This window comes from Desulfotalea psychrophila LSv54 (assembly GCF_000025945.1).
GTDB classification, from domain to species: Bacteria; Desulfobacterota; Desulfobulbia; order Desulfobulbales; family Desulfocapsaceae; genus Desulfotalea; species Desulfotalea psychrophila.
The window spans coordinates 1134929-1147752 of the sequence record NC_006138.1 but is presented as its reverse complement, the minus strand read 5'-3'; the positions used below and the strand labels follow the sequence as shown (position 1 = coordinate 1147752).

Here is a 12824-nt window from a genome sequence, read left to right as displayed (position 1 = left end):
TTAGTCCTCCTTAACAACCATTTTTTTTACAGGCCGTAGCATTCCATGCGCACCTGAAAAGCGTAACATAGAGCGACGATCAATAACAGAACTACAATCAATTCCATTACTTGCCAATGCGTTCATCATATCCAACATTTGATTACCAGCGCCACGAACAGGCCCAAAGCAACCACGACAGGGAACGCGAGCAGCAATACAGCTAGGAGCACCATTTCTTGCACAGCCTGCAGCAGTTACCGGCCCCATACAGAGGTATCCCTGCTCAAGCAGACAGCGCATTTCATCAATAGGTTCGCCTGGCTCAAATTCAGCGTTTGTAAGAAAACGTCTCAGCTTACTTACATCACCCTTACCCTCACGCTTGGTCGGGCAGGTATCACAAACACTCTTACCAGGAAGAACCGGTGGTCGGTCCTCAAGAAGAGAAAAGATCACCTCGGCAATATGGGCAGGATTTGGAGGACATCCTGGCAACTGCAGATCAATCTTTACCTTCTCATCACAGGCATAAACACGGTCAAGAGGAGCAGGAACTTCCACATTGGGAACTTCTCCCCCGGGATCGGTGGTCTTTGTTTGATAAATCTCTTTCCAACTCTGGGCTCGATCCTGCCCATTCATCAGAGCGGGGATACCACCATGGGTTGCACAGGTTCCAAGGGCGATAAGAATAGTACATTTCTTTCTCATCTCCTCAAGCACTTCGATATGCTCTTCATTGGCTACGCCACCGCTAACAATACCAATAGTTGCCTCTGGTATTTCCAGGGTCAGGCCCTCACCGGTCTGTCCAAAGTACTTATGATCCATAAGTACCGGTGCATGAACAATATCCAACGCTTCAGTAATAATTGGAATAAGATCTTCACCTATATTCAGGATAGCGATTTCGCATCCAGAACATGAGCTCAACCATTCCATAGCTGTTTTCACACCCATATCGCCTCCTTTACACCGCCTGAGCGGGGCTTTCAGTTTGGACAGGTCCAAGTTTCTTGATACGGGCAGTCATCTCAGTCACAGCCTTAACAAACTTATCCGGCTCGGCTGAAGATACCCAACTCACACCATATCGTTCTTTCTCATATCCCATGTCTTCCAACATGCTCGTGATCATATCAGAACGGGTCTCTGCTATATAATTACCATCCAGGTAATGACATTCACCGAGGTGTCAGCCAAGTACCATGACACCGTCTGCACCCTGGTGCAGGGCATCCATAACAAATTCAGGATGAACCATACCTGAGCACATAACACGGATAATCCGTACATTATGCGGATACTGCATCCTGGACACTCCCGCCAGATCAGCTGCGGCGTATGAGCACCAGTTGCAACAAAATGCAATGATTTTAGGCTCAAAACTCATGTGATCTACTCCTTATTTAATCCTCATGTTCATTTTATGTACAGGTAACGACTAGACCTCAAGAGCGGCAGCAATCTGACTGCTTATCTGTTGCATGGTAAATCCAGCAACATAGACGCCTCTCTTAGGACATGTCGCCTGACATAAGCCACAGCCTTTACACTTCGCCTCATTAACGCTGATAATACGACTAGGCAGATCATCCGAACGGGAACCAAGGGTAATGGCACCGTATGGGCAAACATCCACACAGAGGGCACAGCCATCACAAAAGTCGGGATCAACGGTGGCCTTCACAGCATCAAGTGTTACCTCGGTCTTAGAGAGAACCGTTGCCGCCCGGGCAGCTGCGGCAAGTGCCTGAGCCACAGACTCTTCAATAGGCTTGGGATAATGGGCCATACCTGCGACATACATTCCATCCGTTGAAAAATCAACGGGACGCAACTTGGCATGGGCCTCAAGAAAAAAGCCATCGGCATCAACAGGCACCTTGTACAGCTTAGAGATAGCTCCGGCATCAGTACTTGGCCGAACGGCTGTAGCCAGGATCAAATTATCTGCCATAATCTTCAGCGGACAGTTCAAGACATGATCCCAAACATCCACTCGAATAGCACCATCAACCGTACTTACCACAGGTTTACCGTGACTCTCGTAATTGATAAATATAACACCAAGTTTACGAGCCTTTTGATACAATGCCTCACGCTGACCGTAGGTACGCATCTCACGATAGAGAATATAAACATTACGCGCCGGATCAGCTTCCTTCAGCTCAATGGCAGACTGCACAGAATGGGTACAGCAAACCTTAGAGCAGTACATATTGTCTCCCTCTCGGGAACCAACACATTGAATGAAGACAAAGGTCTTGGCAGACGGGCTGAGGGGAGTATTATCAAACTCAGTACTGGTCTTTACCCCGGCAATTTCACCGTAACCGTACTCGTTTGGCTTGTACTCGACTCCACCAATTGCCACAATACCAACACCGTGCTTGATAACGTTGTAATCTTCACCGCCATGGAGAATGGTTGACTTGAAGTTACCGACAAAACCTTCGGATGCAACAACTTCAGATTCTTTGAAAACGGTAACCTTGTCGTTCCAGGTGATCTTATCGACAAGGGTCGCCACCTGAGAGGCAACATCTTCACCGGACCAGGTATGCTTAATCTTCAAAGCAGCACCACCAAGGGTATCGCTTTTTTCCACAAGATTAACATTAAAACCCTGCTCGGCAAGATTCAGGGCAGAAGTCATTCCAGCTACACCACCACCGATAATCAGAGCTGTCTGGTTAATGGGTACAGAGATAGGCTTAAGAGACTCACCAAAGACTACCTTGGCAGCAGCCATCCGTATCAGATCCTTGGCCTTAATCGTTGCCATTTTAGGGTTATCGGAATGAACCCAGGAGTCATGGTTTCTAATATTAGCCATCTCAACGAGGTATTCATTCAGCCCTGCTGCCTTCAGAGTCTCACGAAACAGAGGCTCATGGGTTCGTGGCGTACAGGCGGCAATAACAATACGGTTAAGACCCTGTTCCTTAATGGTTGCCGCAATTTTTTCCTGAGCATCCTGAGAACAGGAGAAGAGATTTCTCTCAACATAGGCCACATGAGGAAGGGTTGCGGCATACTCTTCAACCGCTGCCACATCAACCACACCGGCAATGTTAGAACCACAATGACAAATAAAGACACCAACCTTCGGCTCTTCCTCACGAATATCACGCTCTGCTGGCCAGGTTACCGAGTGGGTAAACTGGTTACGGGATGGGGCAAGCAGTTCAGCAACCGCTGCAGCTGCCGCTGAACCCTCAACAACAGACTGAGGAATATCCTTAGGACCGGCAAAGGCACCACAGGTAAAAACACCCTCACGAGAGGTTTGGACCGGAGCAAAATCTGGCGTTTTGGCAAAGTTATCCTTAGTGATCTCAATACCCGCAGTCTTGGCAAGCTCCAACACATGCTTTGGAGTTTGAAGGCCCACAGAGAGGACAACCATGTCATAACACTCTTCTATTTGATGACCATTTTCGTTCATATACTTCAAACGAAGATCACCGGCCTCACCCTGAGGTTCAACGCCATTTACCCGAGATCGGACGAAACGTACGCCTGATTTCTCTTTGGCTTTCTCCATGTACTTATCAAACTCTTTGCCATGGGTACGCATGTCCATATAGAAGATGTCTGTTTCAAGCCCTGCTACATGTTCCTTGGCCATAACAGCTTCTTTTATCGCATACATACAACAGACAGAAGAGCAGTAACCATTATCACAGAGATTCTGATCACGAGAGCCAACACATTGCAAAAATGCTATTTTTCGCGCTTTCTGTCCATCGGAAGGACGAACTATATGGCCCTCGGTTGGCCCAGAGGCAGAGAGATATCTCTCCAGTTGCATGGCGGTAATAACGTTTGGATATACGCCATAACCCCAAACACCATCTCCGGTGGGATCATGGGACTCAAAGCCAGGAGCCAAAACAACAGCACCTACGTTCAACTCATGAGTCTTTTCGGTATCGTTATAGTTAATAGCGCCAGCGTCACAAACCTGCTCACAAAATCCACAGGGAAGTTTTTCCTTACCATTACGCATGGCGGTAAGACGCAGACAGTTCAGAGGATCAATTTGATACTTAAGTGGTACCGCCTGGGCATACTTTACAAAAATGGCCTTACGCTTTCCGGTCTTTTCGTCATACTCGCTATCGACCTTCTTCGGACATTTATCAGTACATGCACCACAGGCAATACATTTATCCATATCCACATAACGTGGAGATTCTTTTACAGTTACAGTAAAGTCACCCGCAGAACCTGCGATATTAGTTACTTCACTGAGAGTCATCAACTTTATATTTAAGTGCCGACCGCACTCAACCAATTTAGGCGCGATAATTCACATCGAGCAATCGTTGGTAGGAAAAGTTTTATCCAACTGAGCCATGGCTCCGCCGATAGCACCTGATTTTTCAATCAGGTAGACGAAATATCCGGCATCAGCGAGATCAAGGGCTGACTGCATGCCCGTTACTCCACCTCCCACAATCATTACCGACCCAACCTTCTTCTTGTCCAGCATGACAGGTGTCTCCTCTCGATTAATAATATAGATAGTCTGTAAATATCTTACAGATCATTCCTGGTCAATATTTGGCTCCAAAAGGCCCAAATAGATATGCATACTTTAGTAATGCTCTTTAACTGGCTCTGCCTTATCCTTACCTGGCATAATCAAAGAATCAGCAATGAGTTCCCAAAGATACTTCACCTCAATATCAAGGCTATACTCTTTTTTCAGGGACTTCATAATCTGATCGCGACAGTTATGACATGGAGCTACAACAAGCTTTGCCCCGGACTCTTCAATCTGTCGTGCCTTGGTTCGACCATAATAAATACGCTCTTCACTATACGGTAAGGCCCATGTACCGCCACCAGCACCACAACAGTATGCACCGTTTCTATTTGGATTCAACTCGCGAAGATCATCACAACAGGCACTTGCTACTTCACGCCCCTCTTCAAAATATGCCTGTCCAAAAGCCTTCAGGGACTTACGACCATAGTTACAGGGATCGTGATATGCGGTTGGAATATTGCGATGAAGCTCTTTATCAAGCTTAATTTTTCCTTCGTGGAGATACTCGAGGAGGAGATCAAACACTGTAACAATCTTAAATTCTTCAAGTGCTTCAGGAAACCATTTGAGCAACCCAGACCGGGTCGCGAAATATGCATGGCCTCACTCGGGTAGCAACAGTACCTTACACTTGAGCCGTCTCATATTATTTACGAGTCGACCAACAATCTTTTTTTGTGACTCATCGTCACCGGAAAACAGTCCCCAGTTAACACCTTCCCAATGCTCAGATGGAATAGTCCAGGACTCTCCCGCGGCATAAAAAATCTTCCACCACCACTTCATATCATCGGGCTCACCAAAGGGTTCTTTGGAGTTCACGGTAACCATCACCCGAGCGCCTTCAACCTCAACGGGAGTTACAAAACCAGGACAGCAATCCTCAGCAAGCTCTTCACCAAGCTCTTCAAGAAGGAAGACAAAGTCATCCTTTGGAATACCAAGGTTGTTACCACGCTCAAGACACATCATCACACCCTTGTGAATAGGACCTGGAACAAGATCTCTTTCACGGGCTCCGCGAATTTTTCTTATGAGGGCTGTAATTTGAATATCTGCAGGACAGGACTCCTCGCACTTGCCACACATGGTACACTTCCATGGCCAGGTCGAATTTATCAACTCCTCATCCATACCCAAAACTGCCATGCGCACTATCTTACGTGGATCAAGCCCATCGACACCAGCAATAGGGCAGGCGGCAGCACAGGTGCCGCAGGTTAGACAGGATGACGCCCATGATGGATCAACTGCAAGCGCACTCTTTTTACCATCAAGCGTCATCGGCTCAAGTATAGGTTGTGCTTCCTGTTGAATAGTACACGGATCCTTGTGTACATGGTTCAGAGGTCGAACACTTGGTTCAACTCCAAACCGATCGCAAAAGTCTTGATAGTCACTAAACTCCATAAGATATTTGGATCCAGGCCCTTCCTTTGCAGAAAGAGAACCGGATTTAATCCAATTTTTTATGGTCGTCGAATGAACACCAAATTCCTCTGCTATTTCGCTGACTTTAAATTCATACTTCATAAAAGGTCACCTCATTTAGCTTTTTTCTAAAAGAATTTGTGAGATCATCTCACATGCCGCAGGAACAGCTTTTGACATTGGTTCCGACAGCCCAGGAGCAATTTCTTTCGGAATACACTCTATTTGGGCTGCCAATATCTTTATTTCCATTCCTGTATACTGTTCCAACTCTAATAACATATTTACTGTAGGGAATTGATGAAGCGAAAAGTCATGAATCTTTTGGGAAGGAATGCTATCGGGCGCGATATAGAACACCTCGCCAGGATTTCTATCAGGGAAATCAACTGCATCTAAGACAATTATACGATCAGGCCGATCCTCTTCAGAGAGAAGATAATCAAAAAGATACTCGCGAATACCGGTATCCGCATCGATGGCCTGTACCCCCTCGGGCAATTCATAATGAGCATGCAACTCATCAATCACAGCGGGACCAAAACCATCATCCCCCATGGTTATATTGCCGCAACCAAAAATCATTGTAGAACACTTTTTCAAAGACATACCCTACCTTATAGTTAATATTACTTTGCCTTATACTTAATATATTTTCAGAACCTACCATTATCACTTACTAAACAAAATAAGAAAAAAGCTTTACCAGATATAGCTTTTTCAAATAACAGCCATTCCGGTCCTCATTTACATTTTTCTCAGATAAGTTGAGCAGATAATTTTAAAACGATGTTTATTTTTATCAAAGCAGATTCCCTTAGAGAGGCAAGAAGCCACTACGGGAAAAGATCAAATCAGAGGGGAATTCAGGAGTTTTACCTCCTCTGTCGGGAAACGTTTAACGTCCCTTACTACAAAGTATTAACCTTTAAATAAAATTTATTATAAAGGTAGGTAAAATTCGAAATAAATGATCTCTGTGCCTACAGCATAGGCACAGCAATCGAGACTGTTTCTTATCGAATTTACCGGTTTTTTCAAGATTTCCTATGAGCGATATCCCGTAGGATTATTTTCCTGCCAACGCCAGGTATCTTCGCACATCTCCGCAAGCCCCAGAGAGGCCGACCAACCAAGCTCTGTCAGAGCCTTGGCGGAATCCGCATAGCACGCTGCTATATCACCAGCTCGCCTCGCCACGATCTTATAGGCAATATCACGTCCGCAGGCCCGGGAAAAGGCATCCACTATCTCAAGCACACTATAACCAAGGCCCGTGCCCAAGTTGTAGGTTGTGACACCCCGACCCTCAAGAACCTTTTTCACAGCACAGACATGACCCTTGGCCAGATCAACCACATGGATATAGTCCCGTACCCCCGTGCCATCAACCGTTGGGTAATCATTACCAAAAACCGAGAGACAGTCAAGGCGACCAATGGCAACCTGAGCGATATAGGGAATAAGATTATTAGGAATGCCATCTGGATCTTCCCCTATCCGGCCACTTTTATGGGCGCCAACCGGATTAAAATAGCGAAGCAGACAGGCGTTCCACTCATGATCTGCCCCATGAAGATCGGCAAGAATCTCCTCCACCATCAACTTTGTTCGACCGTAGGGGTTGGCACAGGAAAGAGGAAAGTCCTCGGTTATGGGAACCCTTGCCGGATCACCATAAACCGTAGCCGAAGAGCTGAAGATGATATTCTTCACCCCATGTTTAGCCATAAGACCACAGAGAACCAAGGTTCCCGTAATATTATTATGATAGTAGCGAAGTGGCTCAGCGACAGATTCACCAATAACCTTAAGTCCGGCAAAATGAATCACCGCAGCAAAGGACTCCGGGGCATTGAGAAAAACAGCGTCGAGGGCCTGTTCATCAAAAACATTAACCTGATGAAAGGTTACTTTTTTTCCCGTAAGTGACTCTACCCGACAGAGGGCTTCATAGGAGGAGTTTGACAGATCATCAACAACGGTGACCTGATAGCCCGCCTCTAAGAGTTCCAGGCAGGTATGACTGCCGATATAACCAGCCCCGCCTGTCAGCAGGATACGTGATGCCCCCATCCACCGCCTCACTAAATTGATTTTTAATTTTTAGTTTTTGTATTATGATAATATTTTTATTATATACCTAATTCCACATGAAGAATAGACATTTCTTCTAAAACCCATAAGTTAGAGGACACAAAATGCCATACGTTAACATACGCGTTGGGGGAAAATTGACCAGAGAACAGAAGGCAAATATCAGCAAAGGTGTTACAGAGGTAATCAGCAGGGAGGCGAATAAGCCAGCTGAGAACATTCTCATCTTTATCGACGAGGTGGCACCGGAAAATATTGCCAAGGCAGGCATACTTGCTGACACACCCAAATAGGGCAGAGAAGGGGCATCCCAGATGCCCCTTTAATCTAGAGAAACCAGCTGCCGGTAAGCCTCTTCCGAGAGAATGGCTATCCCAAGCGTTTCTGCCTTGGCCATCTTGGTCGCCCCCACCCTCTGCCCCGTAACAAGCATATCGGTTTTTCCCGTAATAGATTTTCCCACCGTTGCCCCCAAGGCCTTGGCCTGCTTTTCCATATCACCACGGCTAGCGGCAAGCATCGCCCCCGTAAAGACAATGGTTTTACCGGAGATTGGGCTTTTTTCTCCCTGCCCACCTTCTGCCAGAAGCGGAGTCGGCTCAAGCTTAAAGCCAAGGGCAAACAACTGGAAGAAAAGATCCTTAATACCGGCAAGCCCCGCACAGATAGAGTGGGCCGTCTTTTCCTGAAAGCCCTTAATCTCAGCGACAATTTGCTCTTCGCTCAGGTTGAAAACATCTTCCAGCCGCACATACCTGAGCAACTTTTCACAGTTACCCATGCCCAATCGGTGTACCCCAAAGGCCGCCAGAAAACGCCAATCCTCTATCAACTCCTCCCGGCTCCTGTTAAGCTGCTCCACCATATTAGTTGCCTGTTTAGGACCAAACCCCACCTGTTCAAAATCTGCAGACTCCATAGCATAGAGAGCGGGCAGGTCGACAAGCCCCCCCTCGTACAGCCTCTGCACAGAAGATGGACCAAAACCATCGACATTGCCCAGGATTTTAAAAAAATGTTCCATGGAATTTGTTATCTGGGCCGGACAGGACATATTATTCAAACAAAAAAGATAGTCGCCATCCCAGGCAAGATCAGAGCCACAGCTTGGGCAGTGGGCAGGGATGTCCAACTGAGCGGCAGCAACAGGCTTTACAACCTCTTCAATCTTGGGAATAACCTCGCCGCTCCGAGACATACGAATCCGGGCGCCAGGGCCAATACCTCTATCCCGCACCATCGCATAGTGATGAGCGGTAACGCGTTGAATCAAGGCCCCGCTCAGACGGGTCGGTTCAACCTCGGCCACCGGATTCACCCGCCCTAAACGGCTGGTCTGTGGCCGTACCCGCAGGACGGTGACCTCTGCAATCTCAGTGTTCTTCTTAAAGGCTATCTGCCAACGATGATGATGACGCGTCGCCCCCATCACCTCCCGCAACCCTTCATCAATAATTTCAAAGACTACCCCATCTATCTCATAGGGAACCTTCTGCCAGAGACCCTCGACAATCTCCTCAAATTCCTGCAAGAGCTCCAGCCAACTGCCCCGCCAATCGGGAAGCATTGAAAAAGGAAAAAAGATCGCAGCCCCCGCCTCTATGGCCTTGACAACGGGCAGCGCCAGGGTCTTCTCCTTAATCAGGCTTGCCTGAAAGTTTCTCGAATTATCAAAAAACTGAGCAAGATGCTCGGTGAAATAATCCTTATTTACAACAATCTCCCCCGCCCCCAAGCCCCGCGAACCACCGCGGGAAACCTGCAAACCCCTGGCAAAGGCACGGCTCACATCTGTACCCTTTTTACCATCGCCACGAGTATACAACCTTCTGCCATCATCGTAGGCGGCAAAGCCATCCAGCTTTGGCGTACCTCGAAACACCAAGGAGGTAAAATCTATCCCCTTCTCCTGAGCGGCCTTCTCAATGCGCCGGCCCCAACGCCTGATAGATTCCAAATCATAGGCCTTATCTGTTGAGAGCATCCGCATGGGAAGTTCAACAGTTTTACCCTGCTGAACAGGCTCCGCCTCCACCTGCAGGAGATAGGGATGCTGTGGATTCCTGCGACGTAGCTCAGTAAGAAAGGTAAAGTCATAGGCCTCATCGCTGAGAAGAGGATATCCTGCCCGGTAAAGGGCATTTGCCGCCTGCAAAAAAGAGAGGAGATCACTCTCTGAAAGAAAAAGAGGGCTCACTGCCCCACTGGCAATATCAAGCAATTTTTCCTCGGCAAAACCGGCCTCTGCATCGAGGACATCTACTAGTAAATCTCTCTGTTTCTCGGTCAAATCTATTTTTTTCATAATCACAAACTGTAAAAAAAATGCTGGTAACCAGGGGTTACCAGCACAAAAGAGCACGAATCTACTGGCAACCAGCTCACCAGAAAAAAGATCCTACTGACATATAAATTCATAATAAAATGTTCTACGAAAATACCTTGCACCCTCTAAAGATGCCTGAGCCAAACGACTCAAAACGGTAATAAAGAGAAACAACAGACTAAAGAAGAGGCTAGTAGACAAAAGGGCCTGAGCATAAGAGGGAAAGACAGCTGGAAAGGCATAGAATACAAATACCGACACAGGCCCAGCAAGCATTAAAGCATAAACAGAACTCATCGACACCATAAACAGACAACTCAACAGAAACAGACTCACTCGCTTGCCGCTACATCCAGCTCCGCACCTCACTTGATTTGAATTCATTGTCTTCTCCTTAAATTAAAAATATAAACAGATTGCCCAGAACCTGTCACTATCGGCAGGACCTGCACAACCAACAATTTCTATAGGAATACAACAATATAGCCTAATTATTCGTTAACCACAACTGCACAGAAAAAAAACCACCAGCAGGCGCAGAGAAAAAAAGCACCTAGTACTGCACCTGATACCTACCATTCTTATGATTCATAACAAGGACAAGATTAAGAACAACAACGGAGAGGGCCGAGGGAAGCAGGGAATCGACGCCGACAAAAAGGGCAAGAACGAGCAGAATGCAGGCATCGAGCATCATCTGGGCCTTACCAGCAGAAATAACACCCTTTTCCTGCAGATATACGGCCAAGATATTAAAGCCGCCAAGGCTTGCCCGGTGCCGAAAGAGCATCAACATGCCCACCCCCATCAGAAATCCTGCAATAACACCGCTGAGCAAAGGTGAGAGCACACTAATCGTCACTCCTAAACCGAGCATCTTGTTAACAAAGGAGACCGAAGTAGCGGCAAATATACTGGACAGGGTAAAGACCTTTCCCAGCCGTACCCAGGCAAGAAAATAAAAGGGAATATTCAGGACAATAAAAAGCACACCAAAGGGAATACCCGTCAGATACTCAACCACCAGAGAGAGCCCCACAATCCCTCCCGTGGCAAGCCCTGCTGCCTGCAAAAACAAGACACCAAAGGCCACAAAAGCCGTTCCCGTTACCACCGCGACCACATCTTCAATCGCCGTATGCCTTTCCACCTGAAGAACACCGTCCATCCTTAAACTCCTTCTCTCTATTTACTCATTTTTTCTTCCCAGAACAATGCTAGCCACAGAGGCTACAGGGAACATTTTTAGCAGGACAACTCTATATAGTGTCGCCTCCCACTCGTCAATATAGAAATGGAGATTTTTCTTTTAAATTGCCAATGTACAAATATATTTTTTTTTATTAAATGTAGACAAAGATGCAGGTGAAGAGCATACAAAATCAACCTCTCAGTCACGATGGAACAACTATGAAGACAATAGACTTAAGAAGCGACACGGTAACAAAACCCACTCCTAAGATGCAAGAGGCCATGTTTAGAGCCGAAGTAGGCGATGATGTCTATGGCGATGACCCCAGCATCAACATGCTGGAGGATTATGCAGCAGAACGCTTTGGCTTCGAAGCCGCTCTCTTCACCCCCAGTGGCACGGCAGCAAACCTTATTGCCCTTATGTCGCACTGCGGACGAGGCGACGAATATCTGGTGGGGCAAGATGCCCACACCTATAGATACGAGGGCGGTGGCGCTGCCATACTGGGAAGTATCCAACCCCAGCCCATTGAGTTTGCAAAGGACGGTAGCCTCGATCTCGACAGGATTGAAGAAGAAATCAAACCCGATGATTTTCACTATGCCCGAACCCGCCTGCTCTGCCTTGAAAACACCCAGGGCGGCAAGGTTTTACCCATGGAATACCTTGAGCGAGCACGCTACTTCAGCCTGCAGAAGGGCCTCGCCCTGCATCTCGACGGAGCCCGGGCCTTCAACGCCGCCGTTGCCCTTGATATCGATATCAAGAAAATCACCGGTCTCTTTGACTCGGCGTCCATCTGCCTTTCAAAAGGTTTAGGCGCACCGGTGGGTTCTCTTCTCTGTGGAAGTGTGCCCCTTATTAACCAGGCCAGAAGATGGAGAAAGGTAACAGGAGGAGCGATGCGTCAGGCAGGGTCTCTTGCCGCCGCTGGCCTCTATGCCTTGGAAAACCATGTAGAAAGACTCAGCCTGGATCATGACAACGCCAAACGACTCCAGGAGGGATTGAAAAAGTATCCCACTTTTTGCCAAATTAGCGAAGATGTCCAAACCAATATGGTCTTTGTTCAATTTCAGGAGAGCAGACGGCTGGCAGAGTTCCTTAAGACAAAAAATATCCTGATCTCAGAGGATAAGACCACCCGCCTTGTCACCCACCTCGATATCAGTGGTGAGGATATAGACTATGTGATCAAACAGATAGGACTTTTTGCAGGGGCCCTATAGAGA

The 12824-nt window shown here is 47.1% G+C and carries 9 protein-coding genes and 1 pseudogene; 2 read left to right on the top strand and 8 right to left on the bottom strand.

Translation table 11 applies throughout. The annotated features are described in order from the left end of the window. From DP_RS05100 to galE, 6 genes and pseudogenes are all read right to left on the bottom strand, one after another. Positions 1 to 942 carry an NADH-quinone oxidoreductase subunit B family protein gene (locus DP_RS05100; protein WP_011188255.1) on the bottom strand — a complete coding sequence of 314 codons (942 nt, stop codon included), beginning with the start codon at positions 940 to 942 and terminating at the stop codon, positions 1 to 3. A 10-nt stretch (positions 943 to 952) separates the two neighbouring features. Continuing rightward, positions 953 to 1375, bottom strand: a complete 423-nt coding sequence (locus DP_RS18335; protein ID WP_011188254.1) for a hydrogenase iron-sulfur subunit — start codon at positions 1373 to 1375, stop codon at positions 953 to 955. A 51-nt stretch (positions 1376 to 1426) separates the two neighbouring features. Beyond that, positions 1427 to 4522, bottom strand: a pseudogene (locus tag DP_RS05090) (FAD-dependent oxidoreductase); the annotation flags it as partial. Positions 4523 to 4588: 66 nt separating this feature from the next. Further along, the gene (locus DP_RS17350; protein ID WP_011188252.1) at positions 4589 to 6076 is read right to left on the bottom strand and encodes a 4Fe-4S dicluster domain-containing protein; all 1488 of its coding nucleotides are present in this window, start codon (positions 6074 to 6076) and stop codon (positions 4589 to 4591) included. A 15-nt stretch (positions 6077 to 6091) separates the two neighbouring features. Continuing rightward, positions 6092 to 6583 carry a hydrogenase maturation protease gene (locus tag DP_RS05070; RefSeq protein ID WP_011188251.1) on the bottom strand — a complete coding sequence of 164 codons (492 nt, stop codon included), beginning with the start codon at positions 6581 to 6583 and terminating at the stop codon, positions 6092 to 6094. Positions 6584 to 7021: 438 nt separating this feature from the next. After that, a complete protein-coding gene (galE, locus tag DP_RS05065) occupies positions 7022 to 8050 on the bottom strand; it encodes a UDP-glucose 4-epimerase GalE (RefSeq protein WP_011188250.1) in 1029 nt (342 codons plus the stop codon). Between the two features lie 125 nt (positions 8051 to 8175). Here galE and DP_RS05060 point away from each other — a divergent pair, with 125 nt between their 5' ends. Then, positions 8176 to 8364 carry a tautomerase family protein gene (locus tag DP_RS05060; protein ID WP_041277644.1) on the top strand — a complete coding sequence of 63 codons (189 nt, stop codon included), beginning with the start codon at positions 8176 to 8178 and terminating at the stop codon, positions 8362 to 8364. Positions 8365 to 8393: 29 nt separating this feature from the next. Here the strand turns inward: DP_RS05060 and DP_RS05055 are convergent, their stop codons facing one another. Beyond that, positions 8394 to 10376 carry a helix-hairpin-helix domain-containing protein gene (locus DP_RS05055; RefSeq protein ID WP_228130170.1) on the bottom strand — a complete coding sequence of 661 codons (1983 nt, stop codon included), beginning with the start codon at positions 10374 to 10376 and terminating at the stop codon, positions 8394 to 8396. A gap of 574 nt (positions 10377 to 10950) precedes the next feature. Next, the gene (locus DP_RS05045; protein ID WP_011188247.1) at positions 10951 to 11565 is read right to left on the bottom strand and encodes a YitT family protein; all 615 of its coding nucleotides are present in this window, start codon (positions 11563 to 11565) and stop codon (positions 10951 to 10953) included. 242 nt (positions 11566 to 11807) lie between these two features. Here DP_RS05045 and ltaE point away from each other — a divergent pair, with 242 nt between their 5' ends. Beyond that, positions 11808 to 12821 (top strand): low-specificity L-threonine aldolase, encoded by a 1014-nt coding sequence (gene ltaE, locus DP_RS05040; RefSeq protein WP_041278382.1) that lies wholly within the window; start codon positions 11808 to 11810, stop codon positions 12819 to 12821. Positions 12822 to 12824: the final 3 nt, after the last annotated feature.